We start from the raw sequence: 18,635 nt of genomic DNA on the forward strand, positions 1-18,635 counted from the left end.
ATGGCCAGTGAGGACCCATTCGGCCTTTCGGAAGATCAGGGCCGCACGCGCATCCGCCCGCCGCCGGGCGCAATGCGGAGCGTTCCGAACGGCCCATTGACGAGGCGCGCGCGCTACCATCCCAATGCGTTGATCAACGCCTTCGCCATGCTGCTGGAATTTGCGCCGGAACTCGAGAATGCCCTGCCGCCGGGCAACCCCGAAGCGCTCAGGACAAGGCTGATGGAGGAACTGGTCACCGCACGCGATGCCGCCGTCGCCTCCGGGGCGAACCTTGCACGGGCGGACGCGGCCGCGTGGGCCGTCGCCTCGCTTCTCGACGATCTGGCGCTCAACACGCCCTGGGGCGGCTCCAGCGCATGGCCCCGCCAGCCGCTCGTCGTCATGCTTCGCGGCGACGTGGATGCAGGCGCACAGTTCTTCGCCCGGTTGGAGGAACTGGAACGTCATCCCGGCCGCGACCGTGAACTGCTCGAGCTGCACTACTTCTGCCTGGCGCTCGGCTTCCGGGGCAAATATCGCGTGCCGGGGCGTGCCGGTGATCGTTCCCTGAACGCCGTGCGCGCCGCGGCTGCCCGCTTCCTGCGGGACGCGGACGGCGAAAGTTCGAAGCTCTCGCCGCGGTGGGAGGGCGTCATCGCAGCCGACGAACCTTCCCGCTTTGCCGTTCCGATCTGGGTGCTCGCGGTCGTCGCGGTGATGCTCGCGACCGCGATTTACGTGCCGCTGTCGATGCGGCTGGGTTCCAAGGCGGAGGAGCTGGCAACCCTCGTTCGAGCGCTGCCGCCGCCCGAACGGGCCGAAATCTACCGGCCGAACAAGCGCACGCCGGCGCCGGATGCGCCGCCCGTGCAACCGGTCATCTTCGAGCTCTTGCCCGAGTTTCGGACCGCGGCGCCCGCCGCGCTGCGGCCTGCCTTGAAGGGAAACGAAACCGCCTCCTCCGTGACACTCCTGCTGCAATCGAGCAATCCGGAGCTTTTTCAGTCGGCGCGGGCCGAATTGACGAAAAACTTCGAACCGCTCGTCGCCTCGATCGCTGCGGTTCTCAAGGACAATGCCGAACTGATCGGCAGCGTCACCATCGTCGGCCACACCGATAATGTTCCATTGCAGGCTACCAATCCGCTCGCAAACAACCAGCGCCTGTCCGAGGCTCGCGCCGCGACGATTGCCGCCTTGCTGGTGGCCAGCGGCGTGCCGGCCCAAAGCCTGCGCTCGGAAGGACGTGCGGCGACGCAGCCCCTGGCGAAGAACAATACGCGCGAAGGTCGAGCCGCCAATCGCAGGATCGAGCTGCTAATCACAAAGAGGCTCTGAGATGAAGTTCTTCCGGTTCCTCTGGGCTATCCTTACCTCGCGCTGGCTCTGGACTTTCATCGGCCTGGTCCTGCTCTCCCTGATGATCTGGATATTCGGCCCGATCGTCAGTGTCGGGGAGAGCGCGCCGTTGGCATCGGAAACGGTGCGGCTGGTCGTGATCGGCGTTCTGCTCCTTCTGTTTCTCATCTGGTGGATCGCGGCGCAGCGCCGGGCAATCCGCGCCAATCGCATCTTCGTATCGGAGATCGCCGCGCAACCGGAAGCGGCCCCGAGCCCGGCGGAAGAGGGCGTCGCCGCCGTGGGTGCGAGATTTCGGGAGGTGATGGGCGAACTGAAGCGTAGCAAAGTGGGCGGCCGGAAGTTTCTGAGGGAAATGCCCTGGTACGTGATCATCGGCCCGCCGGCGACCGGCAAGACCACGGCGCTGCGGCAGTCGGGACTAAGCTTCCCCATCGACCTCACCGACGATCTGCACGGGGTCGGCGGGACGCGCAACTGCGACTGGTTCTTCTCGGAAGAGGCCGTACTGATCGATACCGCCGGGCGCTACGTTCAACAGGAGAGCCAGCCCGAGGTCGACGCAGCCGAATGGCTGGGGTTCCTCGATCTTTTGAAGAAGCACCGGGGTCGCCGCGCCCTGAACGGCGTCATCGTGGCGCTCTCCATCGAGACGCTTTCGGAAGGCGATGCGGCCATCCGCGCCCATGGTCGCCAGATCCGCAAGCGGCTGACCGAGCTTCAGGAACACCTGAAGATCCGCTTGCCCGTCTATCTGATGCTGACCAAGGCCGATCTGATCAAGGGCTTCGAGACCTTCTTCGGAGGGCTCTCGACCTCCGATCGCGAGCAGGTCTGGGGGGCGACCTTCCCACCCGGGGCACGCATCGACGGCAGTGACGTCTCACGGGAATTCGCGGCGCTGACCGGCGTGCTCGAGCGGCGTCTCATTCCGCTTCTCGAAGACGAGGACAACCTCGCCGCCCGGGCGGAGATCTTCCGTTTCCCTGCCCAGGTCGAGACCCTTTCCGAGCCGGTTCGCGTTCTGGTCGAGACCGTGTTCGGTGAGAGCCGCTATGCGGAAAGCGCCTGGTTGCGCGGTATCTATCTTACCTCCGCAACGCAGGAAGGCACGGCAATCGATCGACTGACGGCCGCCCTCGCATCGTCCTTCGGCCTGCCGGCACAACCGGTCACCCCCATGCCGCGGGTGGAAAAGCGCAGCTTTTTCCTCAAGGGCTTGCTTTCGAAAGTCATCTTCAAGGAAGCCGGCCTCGGGACTTTCGATCCCGCCGCGGAAGAACGGCGCATCTGGATATGGCGCGGCGCCGTTGTGGCCGCAGCCGGATTGGTGCTCGTCGCCGGTCTGGTCTTCACGATCTCCTATCGCAAGAACTACGCGGCGCTGGCTGCCCAGGCAGAACAGCTCGAGGCCTTGCAGCTGCCGCTCACCCCGGTTGCTGCCCGTCAGGCGCCCCTCGAACCACTCGATCTCGACATGGCGCTCGAGGCCGTCACCGAGGTTGCGAATGCCCGCAGCGCGCCGCCGGCCGGAGTTGCGGCGCTGATCGGCCCTTCCGCAGCGACAGAGATCCGGCAGGCTCAGGCTGACGCCTATGACCGCGCCTTACGCAACATACTGGAACCACGCATGGTCGCGCTGCTCGAGGCAACGATGTGGCGCCAGATCCGCGACCCGGAATTCCAGCTCGGCGCGCTCAAGACGTATCGCATGATGACCGGGCTGTCGCCGATGGACCCGGACTTCGCCGGACAATGGTGGACGGAGCAGCTGCCTGAATTCGCGCCGGTGCCGCCATTCCGGACCGAGACGGCTGCCGATCATCAACTCGCGGCGATCGCCAACATGGCTTCGGATCAGAGCCTGATCTCTCCCGACGAGGCGTTGGTCGGCGAGGCATTGCGCAGCATCTGCTCAATTCCGCTGCCGGTTCGCGCCTATAACGCCCTGCTCTCCGATCCGGAAGTCAGGGCGCTGAAGGAATGGATTCCCGCGGACCATGTCGGCCCGAACGGGCCGAAGGTCCTTGCTCGCCGATCGGAGAAGACCTTCCGGGTGGGGATCAGCGGCGCATTCACCTTTGAGGGCTTCCATAACGTGATCCTTGCCAGGCTTGAGGACGTCGCCGCGCAGGCAGCACTCGATCGTTCCGTCTTTGCGGGCGGCTGCTCGGAAAGCGCCAGCCCGTCGGTCGCTTCGCTCGCCCAGGACATTCTCAAGCTCTATTACGACGACTACGTCTCGCAGTGGGACAGCTTCCTGCGCGATGTCCGCCTCGCGCCGCTCAAGGACCTGCAGACGGCAAGCGAGAATCTCAAGGATCTCTCCAGCGCCGATTCTTCCATGAAGCGACTGCTGGACGCCATCGTGCATGAGACGGAACTCACCCGTTCCGAGGCCGACGGCGGCGGCAAGCCTCCGGCCGGAGCATCCAAGCTCCTGTCGAAGCTCGGCAAGATCGGCAAGCTCGCAAAAAAAGGCGTCAAGCTGATGCCCATCGCCGGCTCGAAGTCGGAAGTGGATCTCACGGGCGCAGTGGTCGCCGAGCATTTCAAACCTATCCGGGGCGCGATCGCCGAGGTCGACGGCCAACCGCCGGCACTCAATGATGCAGTCGCGGCGCTGACCGCGCTTTCGAACATGCTGCGGACCGTATCGGCGAGCCCCGATGCTCAGGATGCAATCAAGCGGCAAGGTGGCCTCGCCGAACTGACGGGTGCCGTCGCAAAGCAGGCCTCGACCCTGCCCGACCCGCTCGACGATTGGCTGGCGGGCATCGCCGGGGACACGAGCGGCCTCACGACGGAAGCGGTGACCTCGGAGCTCAACGCCATCTGGCGCGCCGACGTACTGCCCTTCTGCCAGGCTGCGCTCACGAACCGCTATCCGTTCGTTCCGGAGAGCGCAATCGATGTCAACGTCGTCGACTTTGCGCGTATCTTCAGTCCGGGCGGACTGATCGACAGCTTCATAAACAATCACCTGATCGGCTACATCGACGTGACGCGACACCCCTGGAAGTGGCGCTCGGATATCCGGCTCGATTCGTCGGCCCTGGCGGCGCTGGAGCAGAGTCGACTGATCCGCGACAGCCTCTTCCCGGGAGGCGCCGGGCCAATCCTGACCTTTACGCTCGAGGCCAAGGACCTTTCGCCGACCGTCGGCCGCGTCACGCTGAACGTCGACGGCCAAAGTCTCTCCTATTACAACAACCCGACCCGACCCCAGCCGATGACCTGGCCAGGCAAGGATGGCACCGGCGTGATCACCCTTGCCTTCCAGCCGGTCGACGGATCGCCCGAGGTCATGGTCAGCGAGACGGGAAGCTGGGCACTGCTCAGGATGCTGCGTGCCGGGCGCCTAACCAAAACCGAGCTTCCGGAACTCTACCGGCTGCGGCTTGCCGCTCAGGGTCATTACGCGGACTTCGAGCTTCGGGCCGCGAGCGTTGCCAATCCATATGACCTGAAAATGTTCGCGAGGTTCACGTGTCCGACGCGGCTTTGATCCTGCCGGGATTCTTCGGAAAGCTGCCGGCGACCGGAGATTTCGTCACGCGCGGACTGCCTGCCTCGTTTGTCGGCGCGTGGGATCGCTGGATCAGCCGGCATCTGGTTCACCGGTTTTCACCGAGTTCACCCCAGGAGCATCCCGTTCTGCGTTTCATCACCGGGCGCGAGGCCTTCGGGCCCATGACGGGCGTTGTGATGGCCAGTGCCGATCGTGCGGGCCGGCCGTTTCCGCTGACGATTGCTGCCCCGCCTCCGGTTGCAGCGAGCGACATTGCGACTGCGGCCAGGGAGTGGTTCGACGCGTTGGAGACCGCTGGAGCATCGGCGTGCGAGGGTAAACTCGACGGCGACGGCCTCGCCGCGCAGCTGCGCTCGCTACCCTTTCCGGCGGTCGCAGCCAAGGGCAGCCTCGTCCGGCGCATGGTGTTCTGGCTTCGGAGGTCCGAGCCGATCGAGGTTGATCCGGAGGAACCCGAACTGGTGCTCCGCGAGCTCCTTTGCGAAGATCTGAGGTCCGGCTGATGCAGATCTGGAACCAGACTGGCTTCCCGACCGAATTCACCATGGCCATGGACAAGGCCGGGCACGAATACGTCCTCGTCGTCGTCAAGGGGACGTTCGATTTTCCCGAGACGCCGGGCGGTCCTGTGTGCAAATCATCCGAGCAGGTGCCGCTGGTCATGGCCGATACGCATACCGGCAAACCGGGTTTTTCGGCCACGCTCTGGGAGACGGACTTTGCCTTCCGCAAGCCGCGCTGCGACGTGATCGCCAATGGGTGCGCCTATGCACCGGGCGGACGTCCCGCCGAGCGCGTCCGGGTCGGAGTAAAGCTCGGTGACTGGTCGAAGGCCTTCGACGTCGTTGGTCATCGCGAATGGCGCGCCCGCGGGCCGCTCTTTGCCGCAACGGCGCCGCAGCCCTTCCTTCGCCAGCCGTTCTCCTACGATACGGCCTGGGGCGGCACCGACCGCCTCGATCCCGATGATTTTCCGGCGAGCTATCAGCTCAACCCCGTTGGCACGGGATGGGCGCGGCCGAAAAACCAGCATCTGATCCCCGGGCTGAAGTTGCCCAACACGCAAGCCATCGGCGAGGAGATCCGCTCGCCTTTCGGCGACTACCGGCCAATGAGCTTCGGGCCCTATGGGCGCGGCTGGCCTGGCCGCATCGAACATGGCGGAACCTATGACGACAACTGGACCGAACATATCTTTCCCTTCCTGCCGCCGGATTTCGACGAACGCTATTTCCAGATGGCGCCGGCGGATCAGCAAACAGACTCACCGAAAGGTGGGGAAGAGGTGGTGCTCATGAACCTCACCCCGGCGGGCCGCGAGAGCTTTCGCCTCCCGAGCACCAGCCTGCCGATGACGTTGTTCAAGGGATCCGAGGCAGCCTTCGAGGGCGCGATACTGCCGGACACCGTCCTGTTCGATCCGGAGCAGCGGCGCTTCTCGCTCGTGTGGCGGGTCTCCCAGTGCATCCATCGGACGATCCTGGACTTTAGCGAATGCTGGGTCGGGCCGCCGACACAATCCATGCTGCGCGCGCGCGCCACGGGTCGACGCTACATCCGCGCCAATGGGATAGAGGAAATAGAGGACGAAACGGTTTGAGCATCCCGATCGACATCGTCTCTATCGGCATGGTGACCGCCGTCGGCCTCGACGCTCCTTCCGCTTGCGCGGCAATGCGGGCGCGTCTGGACGGCTTTCAGGAGACGCGCTTTCATGGATCTGGCAGCGAGTGGCTGGTCGGTGCGCCGGTGCCCCTGCCGCGCAACTGGATCGGTGAAAAGCGCATTGCCCATCTGGCGGCAGGTGCCATCTGCGAAGCCTTCGAGGCCGTGCCTGAAGCCCGCGGTAGGACCGCGCTCATTCTCTGCCTTGCCGAGGAGGTACGGCCCGGCCGCCCGACCGCCGACGGGACGCGCCTTCTCAACTTGATTGCGGAGATAGCGGAATGTCCACCGCACGGACGCTCGAGGATCGTTGCCCACGGGCGTCCATCGGGACATGTCGCCCTCGAGCAGGCGCGGCGGATGCTCGCGGCCGGCGAGGCTCCTTACGTGATGATCGCCGGCGTCGACAGCTATCTGACGGCAGGGGCAGTTACGCACTACCTCGCCGACAATCGCCTGCTGACCCCGGACAATCCGAACGGCTTTATTCCAGGCGAGGCTGCCGCCGCGGTCCTCTGCGCGCGCCACGGCGCCGGTCCCATCCGCCTCCTCGGCCTTGGCCTTTCCCGTGAAGCCGCCTACCTCTACAACCACGCCGACCTGCCCTTTCGCGGCGATGGCATGACGAGCGCCTACCGTGCCGCCCTCGCCGAGGCAGGCATCGAGATGAACGGCATCGGCTACCGGATATCCGACGTCATCGGCGAAAGCTACTTCTTTAAACAATCTGCACTTGCATCGCTGCGGCTCGTCAGGGGCCATCACGGCTTCCAGGATTTCTGGAGCCCGACCGAGAGCGTCGGCAATGTCGGGGCCGCCGTCGTCCCGTTGATGGCCGGAATGGCGATGACGGCCGCGCGCAAGGGCTATGATGCGGGCGACCCGGTCCTGATCGAAGCCTCGGGCGACGATGGCGCCTGCGGCGCGGCCGTGTTCACCACCGGCAAGGCCAGACGGAGATCGAATAGATGACGGTGTTCGCGAACGGGCTGGAGGTGTCCTGCAAGGCGCAAGCGAACAAGGTGATCGCAGCGTTTCCCTATGTCGCTTTCACGCCGCCGCAGACACCGGCCACCCCCCCCGGCGTGCCCGTGCCCTACCCGACATTCGGCATGGATTCGGACACCGACAAGGGTACGAGCACGGTCAAGATCGGGGGACAAACCGTCAACCAGAAGAACAAGTCCTACTATTCGAGGTGCACTGGAGACGAGGCCGGCTGTGCGCCGAAAAAGAACATCATAACTTCAAAGATAACAGGCAAGGAATACGCGCACGCCTGGTCGAGTGACGTGAAGATGGATGGGGAGCCGGTCAACCGCTTCTCGGACATCGCCTCGAACGACCACACCTCCCCGCAGGGTGGCGGACCACCCATGATCCGCGCAGGAAGGCCGGGCACGAAGGCCAACGCCGGCATAGAATGCATGGTCGGCAGCTACGACGACATCGCCGACAAATGCAACGAGGCCGGCGGCGAGGCCCATCACATCGTGCCCGACAAAGCCTACCGGACGGGCACACGGGACCAGGCCGACGACCCGAAGAAGCGCGTTGCCGGCGCGCCGACACTGGGCGAAGGTGTGTGCATCTGTCTGTCGCCGAAGAACCACGACAAGATCCATGAAGCGGAACGCGAGGGCATGGACGCGATCGGCAAGGCGGGGGCGGTCGACGCCAAGGGCAAGCCGCTCAAGGGCGAAGCGCTGAAGAAGAAAAAGCAGCAACTGAAGAAATCCGGCGAGTGGGGCACCGGCAGCTCGGAGGAGGTCCACGACGTAGCCAAGTCAACGCTCGACGAGCTCGATCTCTCGCCTGAATGCATCCGCAAGGCAAAGCGGGCCGTCACCAAGCAATCCAAGATGCTCGACGGCGACCAGACATTGCGGACGTCTAACGCGCTACCCAGCCGGGCCGCCAAAGGCCGGATGATGAATCGCTAGAGCATTTTGCAGCCAGGTGGATTCACCCTGACGTCGCTCGAATGCGGCAAAAACAAACAGATAGAGCGGTGGCGCGAACGCCTGTGAGTGCGTCCCGCTCCAGAGCATCTTAAAACGAGGAGGCAGCGAAGCTGATGATCAGGATATGGGCGGGGCATGCCGTGTCGCGACAACAGTTCGCGATCTCGATTGGCGAGCTCAGGGACGAAGACCCTCAGAGCATCGTCCTCATGTACAACGAGGGCCACGAGATCTTGTGGGGTTATGCGGAACTGCCGCGTACGATCAAGTCGATCACCTCGATCGTCGACCCCGGCGACGGCAAGCCGGTCTTCGTTCCGATGAGCAACGAGGGAGACGTATATTTCCTGATCGGCGACATCCCGGTCGAAAAGATCGCGGGCGCCGGCGTGCTCAGCGACGACGCCGAAGGCTATGGCGCCATGTCGCGGATCGCAAGCGACAATGGCCGTCTCTATGCCTGCGGTTATGGTTCGCAGCTTTATGAGCGCCGGCACGAGGACGACTGGGTGCGCTTGTGCGCTTCCGACATGCCGGGGGTTGAGGATTGCGCCTTCTTCGGAATGGCAATCCGCCCTGGCAGCGGTCCTCTGGCGCTTTGCGGCCAGAAGCGGGTCCAGTACAACGATCCTACGCCGGAGCAACAGGCACAGATCGACCGCGCGCGCAGGAGCGGCGATGCCGAGGGCGCCGATGCGCTCCAACAACGGTTCCGGACGATCCGCGTGCCGCCGTCAACGGCGCTGTACCTTCGCGATGGTGGCTGGACCGAGGCTCCGACGGACGCACGCGGCGGTCTGAACGACTGTATCGTCATGCCCGGCGGTGACATCGTTGCCGTGGGTGACCACGGGATCATCGTGCGCGCGGGCGGTGTCGCCGCAACGGAGGACCTCTCCTCCATCGGCCTGACCGACGATTTCTACACCATCAGCCCCTGGCAGGGCGAAATCGCCATCCTGGGTGAGGCGGGAATTCATGTCTTCGACACGGCATTCGCCTACAGGCGGTCGATAGAGCTGCCCGCCGATCTTACGACCCCGAACCGGATGGACGTAGTCGGACGCGATATCATCCTCTTCGACTATGGCGGCGTCGCTGTATTCAAGGAGGATCAATGGGAGCGCATCCCGATCCCGGACGACATGTGGCGCCTCGCCAGCGAGTAGCACCCGCTGCCCTCAGCGCGGCAAAGCCCCGTTCACCCTGAGATATTCCCTGACTTTCTCCAGGTCCAGTTGCCTGATCGGAATAGGCTGCGCAGCCTTGAGCATCCGGATCACGAACAACTCGCCAGCCTCCGGGTATTCGGCGTAGCGCTCGCTGGCGATTTCCAGCCCGGCCTCCCCCGCCACGCGCAGACCGTCGAGATGCGCCTCCAATCGCTCGATCAGCCGGTCGAGCCGCTCCTCGTCCATGTCCGGGTTCTCGTCCGGATGCAGCAGATGCCAGTCGTAAACGGTCCATAGGAATGCGGCCATTTCGGCATGCTGCCGGACAATTTCGCGAAGAACGGGTGCAGCGGGCATCAGTTGAGGTTCACCGATCCGCCACGAATGCGGTTTGCGGCGCTGGCGTGGCTGGTCACATAGGTGCCGCGGATGGTGATATGACCATCCTTTTCCATGATGATCGTCGCCTTGCCGCAACGAAGCTCAATGCGCTCCTCGCCGGTGATGCGCACGCGCTCGCCGTCCCGGACGATATTCGGTGTCGAAGCCTTGCGCGCCGGCTCGACGATCCGGCCTACGACGAGCGGCCGTGTCGGGTCGCCGCCTTCGAAGAGCAGCGCGACCTCGGCTCCGATCGTCACCGACGTCAGGTCGGCAAGGCTGCGCGCAGGCATCGCGGTTTCGCGGGGATTGCCGGGAAAGACCACCAGCGCCGCGCCCGCCTCGAAGCCGAGCAAAATCCCGATCACAACGCCCTCAATACGTTCCCGAGTGTCGGACATCTGATTGCCCCTCTAGTTCTGATTGATCTTGCTGCCCTTCCAGGTGACCTCGCCCGAGGCCTTGCCGACAAATTTTCCCTTGGCGTTGACCGAAACATCCTTGCCTTCGATCGTGATCGTGCCGTCCTTCTTCATCACGATCATCGCCGAGCCGGTCTTGATGGTAATTGCTTCGCCTGCTTCGATCACCAGCTTCTTCCCGACGTTCACACCACCATCCTGGCCGATTTCGACCAGGCTGCTCTTGGCAACCTTTACCGATCTCGCACCCCCGATCTCGGTCGCATCGTCATTGCCGATCTTGGCGCTACGGCCCTTGCCGATCTCGCTCGTCTGCCCGCCGCCGATCTGAACACTCTGGTCACTGCCGATTTCCCAGCTGTCGGAGGTTCCGATGTCATGGCTTTGGCTGCTGCCCACACTCACCGACCGCGTCGCGCCGATGGTGTTCATCTGTGCCGCCCCGACCGATCTGGTTTCCGCCGCCCCGACCGTGTCGACGCGGGACGCGCCCACGGTCACGGTCTGGACGATGCCGACGGTCTGGGTGTGGTTGGAGCCGATCGTCTCGGTGGAATTCGAGCCGATGCTGATCGTCTCATCGACTCCCACGGTGAGCGAGCGGTTGAGCCCGACCGTCTCGGTATCGTTGGAGCCGATATCGACCGTGCGGTCGACGCCGACCTTCGTCGTCTTGTCGTTGCCGACATCCTCGTCGAGGTTCACGCCAACGGAATGCTTGGCATTGTTGTCGATGCGGTCCGACTGGTCGTGCTGGACGAGCTTGCTGCGGTCGTTCTTGATCAGGAGGTTGTGGTCCTTCTGGGCCTGGAAGTAGACTTCCTCCGCTCCCGCCTTGTCCTCAAAGCGCAGCTCGTTCCAGCCCCCGCCGCCGGGTGAGGAATTCGTTTTCAGTCCGGATTGCGTGGCGTTTCCCGGCAGCTCGTAGGGAGGCATCTCCTTGCCGTTATAGACCCTGCCGGTGATGATCGGCCGGTCGGGGTCTCCCTCGAGGAAGTCGATGATCACCTCCTGGCCAATGCGTGGGATCTGGATGAAGCCCCAGCCCGCGCCCGCCCAGGTCTGGGAGACGCGCACGAAGCAGGAACTGTTCTGGTCTTTCTTGCCGAGGCGATCCCAGTGGAACTGCACCTTCACCCGAGCATATTTGTCGGTGAAGATTTCCTCACCCTTCGGACCGACGACGGTGGCTGTCTGCGGGCCACGCATGATCGGCCGAGGCGTGATGCGCGGCGGCCGGTAAGTCAGCGACGTCGGCGCGACCTTCAGGCTGGCGCGGAAGGTCTCCTCTTCCGCATAGGCGGCGGGGCGGTAGCCTGGGTCAAAGAGGCGGTAGTCGGCGCGAAGCACGAGATATTCGGCGTTCTGGTCCTTGCGAGGGAAGTCTTCCAGTTTGAACGTGCACCCCGAAGCGAGCCCGCGCACGGTGCCGGCGGCTGCGATCCGCTTGTGCGCAGCCTGAATTTCCTCGCGCCTTACGACGGCGACGGCATCGCCCCGACCGACGGTTAGGTGCGCGCCGGGATGACGGTAGTACTCGCCTTGCGATTCCGAGTGACTGAAGGGCTGCGCCGATTGCGCCATCAGATCGGCGGCGGGCTTTGTGAAATCGTAGTCCGTGTGGGCATAGGTGCCCGGGTGGACGGAGGCTGTTGCCACCCACTCGGTGATATATTCCTGGTCCCGCCGCATCGGCTCGCCTTCCGCGCGGAACTTGACCGTCGCATAGCCGGACGCAGGCTTCAGCTTGTTCATGGCATCGGCAAGGACAAGGGTGTGTTCGCCGTCGCCATATTCGAAGAAATACATGATGCCTTCATGCTCGAGCAGTCGTTGCACGAAGTCCAGGTCGGTTTCGTCATACTGAACGCAGTATTCCCGCGCCTCGTAGGACCCCTGCAGCCGCTTCTCGAACTTGGCAGGCTTGTATTTCGAGAAGATCTCCTCGGCGATTTCCGGAACGCTCATGTTCTGGAAGATTCGACAATCGGTTGTATTCCCCAGCAGCCAAAGCCACGGCCGTACCTCGGCTTCGTAGTAGGCGAAGCCTTCCTGTATCCGGACCAGGCGAAAATCCGTCACCAGCCCACTGAACCACCGCTTCGGATCCCCGGACTCGCCCTCGACCGAAACCGGTTTTCCGAGAAGTTTCAACGGGTCGACGTTCTCATCGGGGCTGACAAATCCAACGGTGAAGGCAAAGCAGCGGCTGATTTCGTCATGGCCGATGAGATGGGTGAAGGTCAGCGCCGCAGGGTCTAGTGGCGTCCGGACGATTGTCTTGCGGTCTTCGGCCATGCGGAGAGTGCCCCCTGTCCTCGTGACGCCGGCAGTCTTCGATGATCAACCTATCATAAACACCAGCCGCCTCGAAAGTCGCATGTCGTTGCATGGCTCTATACTCCCCGGCTGAAGTATCGAGCTCGAATTTCCGCTGCCAGTACTGAGGTCGGGCTACGAATTCATTTACCTTCGACATCCACCCGGAAATGCGGCGGGAGCAACCAGGCACATTGGAAACGCCCCCTCTTTTCCCGGCTGCGAAATTCGAAAATCTGCATTACTATGGCCATGCAAATATTCTCGCTAATCAATCCAACGAAGCAGCAATCAGGCTGACCGGCCAATGGCACAGGATATTTCTTCCTTTCGGCTGAAATGGATTTTCCTGATCCCGCTGGTGGCACTTTTCGTTGCCGCGTTCTCATCGACGGCCTATGCGGAACGGCGAGCAGCGATCGTCGTTGGGAACGGCGAATACGAGTTTGCGCCCCTTCCAAACCCCAAAAACGATTCCAAGCTGATTGCTGCGACGCTGACGGAGCTTGGGTTCGATGTCCTGCTCTTCTACGACATCAGGAAAGCAGCAGTCGACGACCTCCAAAGTGCCATCCGTACGCATCTCATCGGTGCCGACATGGCGATTTTCTACTATGCGGGACACGCCTTGCAGCATGAAGGGCGGAACCTGCTGCTACCCGTCGACGTGAGAACTGGATCGGCCAAGGAGGTTATCGATGACGCCATTGCGCTCAATTCCCTCATCGACATCGTCAAGGACGATCCGGTCGGCGTCAAACTGATCATCCTCGACGCCTGCCGCAACAATCCGCTCACCGCCCAGAAAGGACTGGAGGAAGGCCTGGCGAATATAGAGGCCGGCGCAGGCCAGGTTCTCATCGCCTTCGCTACAGGCGCCGGCGAAGTTGCATATGACGGCACGGGCGTGAACAGCCCCTATTCGTCGGCGCTCGCGAATGCGCTGCAGCAGCCGGGGCTCGACGTCTACGACACATTCAGGACAGTGCGCGGAGACGTCCGCCTCGCCACGAACGGATCTCAGATACCCTGGATCACCGGCTCGATCGAGACCAGGTTCGTCTTTCGCCCGGGAGACGGCAAATCGCCAGCGGGGAGCTCGGGCGAAAATGGGGAGCTGACACTCGATCGGGTGCTCTGGCACTTCATTCAGGACAGTTCCGACCCGAAAGATTTCGAACGCTTCGTCAAGGCGTTTCCCAAGAGCGAGCTTGCGGCGGAAGCACTTGACCGCAGCAAACTCCAGATTGCTGCCCTGCATGAGCGTGGGCTCTTTGTCACCGGCGCTCTCGCTGCCACGCCGATTTCCACCGAGGCGCCGTTGAGCGCGGAGACTGCAGCGGCCGATAAGGAGTTTGTATTTCAGCAAGCGGGCGAGCGCGCCGTAAGCGAGACTTTTCGTATCTGGCCGCGCGAAATGCCGGCGACCCAAAGCGGAATGAAAATGCTGGTGACGGATTGCGACCTCTACGCGGCCGATCCGAACGACCCGCAACGCGTTGTACCCGGTGTCACGAACGGGCTCGTCAATGTCCGCGATGGGCTGCGCGCCTGTGGCTTCGCGCTTGCTGCAGATTCCACAAATCCGCGCCTGCAGTACCAGTTCGGCCGGGTTCTGGAAATTGCCCGGCGCTATGACTGGGCCGAACACTTTTACGAACTCTCCGGCGAGCAAGAATACAGCGCCGCACTTGTCAATCTCGGATATATGGCGCGCGTCGGGATGGGCCGCGAGGTCGATTACAAGCGCGCCTTCGATCTGTACATGAAGGCGGCGTCTCTTGGAAATCTCAGAGCAAGGACGAACATCGGATCAGCCTACATTCGCGGCCAGGGCGTGCCGAAAATCCCCGAGGAAGGGATTCTCTGGTACAAACTTGCAGCATCAAGCGGGTGGTCGAATGCAATCAATGCATTGGGGGACAGCTTCCGCCGCGGCACAGGTGTGAAGCGGGATGATGTCGAAGCGGCAAAGCTTTATGCCGCCGCGGCCGATGCCGGGCAAATCGATGCGATCAATAATCTCGGTCGTGCCTATGTCAGCGGCCAGGGCGTGCCGAAGGACGTCAAACGGGGTCTTGATCTGATGCTCCGCGCAACGGAGATGGGCAACCAGTATGCACCGTTCTACGCTGCTCGCCTGCTCCTGAAGGGCGATGGCAAGGTGTCCCGCGATAGCAGTCGCGCGCTTTCTCTGTTCGAATTGTCCGCGCGCCGCGGCTTTGAAGACGCCTATCTTGAACTTGCGAAAGGCTACGCGCAGGGTTCCTTCGCCCGTGGAAAGCCGGACCTGCGACGGGCCTATTTCAACGCATTGCTGGCGACCCGTTTCAAGGTCGAAAAAGCGGAACAGACAATGACCTCAGTTGGCGAGAAACTTGATGCCGCCGCGCGAACAGCGGTCGAGGGAGAGGTCGAGTTGTTTGTTCAGCAAAACGGCCTCTGAGATTGAGATTAATCAGCAGGTACACCGAGGGGGTGACAGTGCGCGGGATTGTCGACGGAGCGCGATGGTACTTTTCGCTAGTCCGGCCTAAACCAAACACGAGCCTCATCGATGGGACCGCCGAAGAGACGAGCCTGAATTATGTCTTCGACGACGCGACCCTCCAGGCAAAACCAAGAAGCCTGATCTCGGTCCTCGGCACGATGCCCGCCAATCTTGCCGAGGTTCTTGACACGGCGGTGCAGGCTTGTCGGGCCAATGCCGAATTGCCGGTGGTCGTCCTGTCCGAGCTGCGCCTGGATCTGATGGCGGCACGTTCCGCTCCACTGGAATTCATCCCGACGCGCCGGCACCTGCCGTCGCTCCCGGAGGAAAGCTACGGCAGGTATGTTCGCCAGCGCTGGTCGCTGATCATGACAAAATGGGACATATCCCATGAAATCGCGCTGTCGCTGAGGATCGATGAATTTCTTGCAGAACAGGTCGGCGCCGAGATCACGCAGCAGCTTACGTGCGAGCAATCGAGGCATGCAAAGGACGGTCAGCCCGAATACTGAAGACGAGCTGCTCGATCGCCTTCGCGGCATCGACGGCGCCATTGACGAATCCTAACCTCTTTGATCGCCGGCGAACCTCGGCCTGGAAGGGTTCAGACAGCGCCAGGTCGAGGCTCGCCTCCACCCTGTTCAGTTCGGAGTGTCGCAAGCACAGGCCCAAACCCGCCGACTGGGCATAGACAGCGCGAAGGTGCTGGTCGTCCATTTCCGGGGCCTCATTGGGCACGAAAATCGAGGGCACTCCCCCAAAGATGCTTTCGTGGAAGCTGTTATATCCGGCATTGGTCACCAGCAGATCGATCGCCGAGAAACACTCCGCGAGTGGGTAAAGGCTCCTGCTTTGAACCCTCCACCTATCCTCCCTGCGGGGCCTGGCAAGCGGATTGAGGATCTGCACCGTCTGCACGCCCCGCCTTTCCAACCCGGCGAAAATGAGTTCGGGCAGGGCTGCAAAGTCGAAGTTGCGCTGCGAGCCCAATTGTACCGCCACAGTGAAGCGGTTTGGATCGACGCCCAGCTTGGCCGCGGCTTCGCTCCGGGGCAAGCCCGAGCCCGGCTCCAGGAGGAGCAAGGGCGAGACGGCAACCGCGCCGGGCAGTTCGCGTGTCGGCCCGTGGTCCTCGTCATGAGCAAATTCGCCCGGCTCTATCACCATGTCGAATGCGCCTTGGGCGTCCGGATTGAACGCATGATCGACACGCCACAAGGCACGGCGTACCCAAACCCAGGCAATATCAGGCCGGCTTTGGGCAACGGCGATCAGTCCCGGAAACGGCTTGTTCCCATCAAACACCACCGCCGAAACATCGAAAGCCTCCACCGCGCTCAGCAGCTCTTGCGCATACGCCTTGTTCCAGCTTTGGTCGGTAACGCCCAAGGCCAGGCCGCAAGGAATATAGTCCACGGCGTGACCGCGCGCAAAAACCAGGGCGGCTCCTGCTGATCTCGTGAAGAAAATAGGGTCGACGTCTTCGGACATACGCTCGGCGATGGCCATCAGGCGCGTGATGTGTCCCAGTCCTATGCCGTTCGTTGCAACGAAAAGTATCCGTCGCCTTTGGCCCAGACGCCTCGCCGGTGATCGGACCGCCCTGTCGTCGGCGTCGCTCCCATTCGAAAAACCAGTGACTGTCGTCCGGCTGTTTTTGAAGGCCGAAGGCGCGGGCAACTCCAGATCATCATAGAGGCGCCCCATGCGCTCCGGATATCGATCGATCGCAAATTTCCTCCGAACAAGTTCTCTCGCGGCATTCGATTGCTCGACATAAGCGTGAGGCGAGGCCATGAAGCGTTCGATGACGTCCGCCGTTTCAGCAATATCGCAGTAGGCCGCACCCTCTTCGAAGAGATCCTTGAATGAGGGATCGAGCACCGTCACCAGACCGCTGGCCATTGCTTCCGCGGCGCACAGCCCGAACGCCTCCACCCAATGCCTGCTGTGGAAATAGACGTAAAAGTCCAGGCGACTGAGAAAGTCGGGCACGTTGCTTGCCCCAAAGGCACGGATTTCCCAGTTCGAACCGATCCACTGCTGGACTGCGTCGGGAACACCGCCCAAGACTTTGATATTGAAATCCGCCCTCTCGGGATAGGCCGCGCGGAGGTCGCCTGCGCTATCCGGCCATTTCATCGCGTCGGCTCTCGTGTGACGCCCCAGGGTGATTGCGCCTGCTGGCGCCTTTCTCCGGTGTTGCGTCCATTCGGCGAGGTCGACCATGTTCCACAGATCGTGCCGAAGAAGCTTGGGCCCGTGAGGGCCAAGGCCCTCATACTGAGATCTGACCTTTGGACCGACGGGAGCAAACACGACTGGCGCGCCAAAAAGGCGATCCAGAACACGCTCGATCACAGCGGGATCGTATTGCTGAACGTGTTGACCGTTGAACAGAGGATGATGAACCACGCATACGACACGACGGGGTCTCAACCGCACCGGCGACTGCGGCATCCGCTCGAAGACGGCAGGATGGTGCGCCAGAAGAATGTCGCAGGTCGCCTGTTCTGATCCGGCCAGCCAATCGATGTTTGATTGCTCGATTGCCGCTGCCGTACGGCTGTCGAAGGCGCCTACCGGCGATCGTTGAGGTCCAAGAAACGGCAGCAGACCGCAGTTCAACTCCCAACGTCGCGCCGCCTTCAGTTCGGCTCTCAGTGCGCTCGACGTGCCGCCCTGAAATCGTGGATCGGCCGCATGGACAATGTCAAAGTGCATCAGCCAATCCGAAGGATGATTTGAACTCCTGAGGCAACCATGCGCTCCCTGTTGCCGCTCGGCATCGCTCATATTGAAGCAATCCGGTGAAGGGCACCGATCGCCGAATGCTAATAGGCCGTTTGTCCGGACAAAGTCCGCCGATATTGAACCGGCAATTTGCGTACGGCGACAGGTTTCTTTTGGACCGTCGTCTTCAACCGGCTCACGGCCGAAGCTGCGTAGCAACTGCGCGGATACCTGCCGAGGAACGCTCTGTAGGACTCGCGCGTATTCAGCCTTTGGGCACTACGCCAGGCCGCAGATTCGGCGGCAGTGGGAGGCGTGTTTTGACAGTTGGTGCTTTCGGGTAGCGGTGGTGTCGAAGGCCGCCAGGACGGCACGCAGGCCGTCAGAAAGACCGAGAGGAGGACGGAAACACGTTTCAACATACGAGAACGTCTCCTACCGACAATAGTAAAGCACAGGTGCTAAAACTTGAAGTCTAACAGTATAGAAAATGCCTTCGCAAAACAAGCGCCAACCCATAAGTAATGCCGCGACAGACGTCTTTATCCCGGCTGAGCATAGCGCAGTTGAACCCGGATCACCACCGGTGCTGGCAAGGTTATCCCGCTCCGGATG

At 62.4% G+C, this 18,635-nt stretch carries 13 protein-coding genes; 9 read left to right on the plus strand and 4 right to left on the minus strand.

The annotated features are described in order from the left end of the window. The 7 genes from icmH to ATB98_RS21060 all read left to right on the plus strand — a co-directional run bounded on the left by icmH (nt 1) and on the right by ATB98_RS21060 (nt 9,671). Nucleotides 1–1,320: a type IVB secretion system protein IcmH/DotU gene (icmH, locus tag ATB98_RS21030; protein ID WP_066877031.1), complete on the plus strand. Its 1,320-nt coding sequence runs from the start codon at nt 1–3 to the stop codon at nt 1,318–1,320. Nucleotide 1,321: 1 nt separating this feature from the next. After that, entirely contained in the window at nt 1,322–4,849 is a 3,528-nt protein-coding gene (gene tssM / locus ATB98_RS21035) for a type VI secretion system membrane subunit TssM (protein ID WP_066877034.1), read from the plus strand. Further along, nucleotides 4,831–5,376, plus strand: coding sequence for a type VI secretion system-associated protein TagF (tagF, locus tag ATB98_RS21040; RefSeq protein WP_084435644.1), 546 nt, complete (start codon nt 4,831–4,833; stop codon nt 5,374–5,376). The genes tssM and tagF overlap by 19 nt, the downstream gene beginning before the upstream one ends. Then, nucleotides 5,376–6,473: a DUF2169 family type VI secretion system accessory protein gene (locus tag ATB98_RS21045; protein WP_066877036.1), complete on the plus strand. Its 1,098-nt coding sequence runs from the start codon at nt 5,376–5,378 to the stop codon at nt 6,471–6,473. The genes tagF and ATB98_RS21045 overlap by 1 nt, the downstream gene beginning before the upstream one ends. Next, a complete protein-coding gene (locus ATB98_RS21050; protein ID WP_066877038.1) occupies nt 6,470–7,510 on the plus strand; it encodes a beta-ketoacyl synthase N-terminal-like domain-containing protein in 1,041 nt (346 codons plus the stop codon). The genes ATB98_RS21045 and ATB98_RS21050 overlap by 4 nt, the downstream gene beginning before the upstream one ends. Further along, nucleotides 7,507–8,481, plus strand: a complete 975-nt coding sequence (locus ATB98_RS21055) for a PAAR-like domain-containing protein (RefSeq protein WP_066877040.1) — start codon at nt 7,507–7,509, stop codon at nt 8,479–8,481. The genes ATB98_RS21050 and ATB98_RS21055 overlap by 4 nt, the downstream gene beginning before the upstream one ends. A 134-nt stretch (nt 8,482–8,615) precedes the next feature. After that, complete coding sequence (locus ATB98_RS21060; RefSeq protein WP_234781967.1) at nt 8,616–9,671, plus strand: hypothetical protein; 1,056 nt, start codon at nt 8,616–8,618, stop codon at nt 9,669–9,671. Nucleotides 9,672–9,683: 12 nt separating this feature from the next. Here ATB98_RS21060 and ATB98_RS21065 read toward each other — a convergent pair whose 3' ends face one another. From ATB98_RS21065 to ATB98_RS21075, 3 genes are read right to left on the minus strand one after another with little or no spacing between them, the layout of a single operon-like run. Further along, nucleotides 9,684–10,031, minus strand: coding sequence for a hypothetical protein (locus ATB98_RS21065; protein WP_066877042.1), 348 nt, complete (start codon nt 10,029–10,031; stop codon nt 9,684–9,686). Beyond that, a complete protein-coding gene (locus ATB98_RS21070) occupies nt 10,031–10,456 on the minus strand; it encodes a DUF6484 domain-containing protein (RefSeq protein ID WP_066877044.1) in 426 nt (141 codons plus the stop codon). Before ATB98_RS21070 ends, ATB98_RS21065 begins: the two co-directional genes overlap by 1 nt. Before the next feature lie 12 nt (nt 10,457–10,468). Continuing rightward, nucleotides 10,469–12,775: a type VI secretion system Vgr family protein gene (locus ATB98_RS21075; protein ID WP_066877046.1), complete on the minus strand. Its 2,307-nt coding sequence runs from the start codon at nt 12,773–12,775 to the stop codon at nt 10,469–10,471. 328 nt (nt 12,776–13,103) lie between these two features. Here ATB98_RS21075 and ATB98_RS21080 point away from each other — a divergent pair, with 328 nt between their 5' ends. Together ATB98_RS21080 and ATB98_RS21085 are read left to right on the plus strand one after the other, a co-directional pair. Beyond that, nucleotides 13,104–15,242, plus strand: a complete 2,139-nt coding sequence (locus tag ATB98_RS21080) for a caspase family protein (RefSeq protein ID WP_066877048.1) — start codon at nt 13,104–13,106, stop codon at nt 15,240–15,242. Nucleotides 15,243–15,445: 203 nt separating this feature from the next. Then, complete coding sequence (locus ATB98_RS21085; RefSeq protein ID WP_234781968.1) at nt 15,446–15,799, plus strand: hypothetical protein; 354 nt, start codon at nt 15,446–15,448, stop codon at nt 15,797–15,799. Here the strand turns inward: ATB98_RS21085 and ATB98_RS21090 are convergent. Then, a complete protein-coding gene (locus tag ATB98_RS21090; RefSeq protein WP_234781969.1) occupies nt 15,750–18,083 on the minus strand; it encodes a glycosyltransferase in 2,334 nt (777 codons plus the stop codon). The two genes, ATB98_RS21085 and ATB98_RS21090, sit on opposite strands and share 50 nt — an antisense overlap. Nucleotides 18,084–18,635: the final 552 nt, after the last annotated feature.

Origin of the sequence: Sinorhizobium saheli, assembly GCF_001651875.1 — a bacterium.
In the GTDB taxonomy this organism is placed as follows: Bacteria; Pseudomonadota; Alphaproteobacteria; order Rhizobiales; family Rhizobiaceae; genus Sinorhizobium; species Sinorhizobium saheli.

Coding starts and splice junctions, on each gene's coding strand:
- icmH (WP_066877031.1), top strand. CDS start 1: ATGGCCAGTGAGGACCCATTCGGCCTTTCGGAAGATCAGGGCCGCACG.
- tssM (WP_066877034.1), top strand. CDS start 1,322: ATGAAGTTCTTCCGGTTCCTCTGGGCTATCCTTACCTCGCGCTGGCTC.
- ATB98_RS21045 (WP_066877036.1), top strand. CDS start 5,376: ATGCAGATCTGGAACCAGACTGGCTTCCCGACCGAATTCACCATGGCC.
- ATB98_RS21055 (WP_066877040.1), top strand. CDS start 7,507: ATGACGGTGTTCGCGAACGGGCTGGAGGTGTCCTGCAAGGCGCAAGCG.
- ATB98_RS21060 (WP_234781967.1), top strand. CDS start 8,616: ATGATCAGGATATGGGCGGGGCATGCCGTGTCGCGACAACAGTTCGCG.
- ATB98_RS21065 (WP_066877042.1), bottom strand. CDS start 10,031: ATGCCCGCTGCACCCGTTCTTCGCGAAATTGTCCGGCAGCATGCCGAA.
- ATB98_RS21070 (WP_066877044.1), bottom strand. CDS start 10,456: ATGTCCGACACTCGGGAACGTATTGAGGGCGTTGTGATCGGGATTTTG.
- ATB98_RS21075 (WP_066877046.1), bottom strand. CDS start 12,775: ATGGCCGAAGACCGCAAGACAATCGTCCGGACGCCACTAGACCCTGCG.
- ATB98_RS21080 (WP_066877048.1), top strand. CDS start 13,104: ATGGCACAGGATATTTCTTCCTTTCGGCTGAAATGGATTTTCCTGATC.
- ATB98_RS21085 (WP_234781968.1), top strand. CDS start 15,446: ATGCCCGCCAATCTTGCCGAGGTTCTTGACACGGCGGTGCAGGCTTGT.
- ATB98_RS21090 (WP_234781969.1), bottom strand. CDS start 18,083: ATGAGCGATGCCGAGCGGCAACAGGGAGCGCATGGTTGCCTCAGGAGT.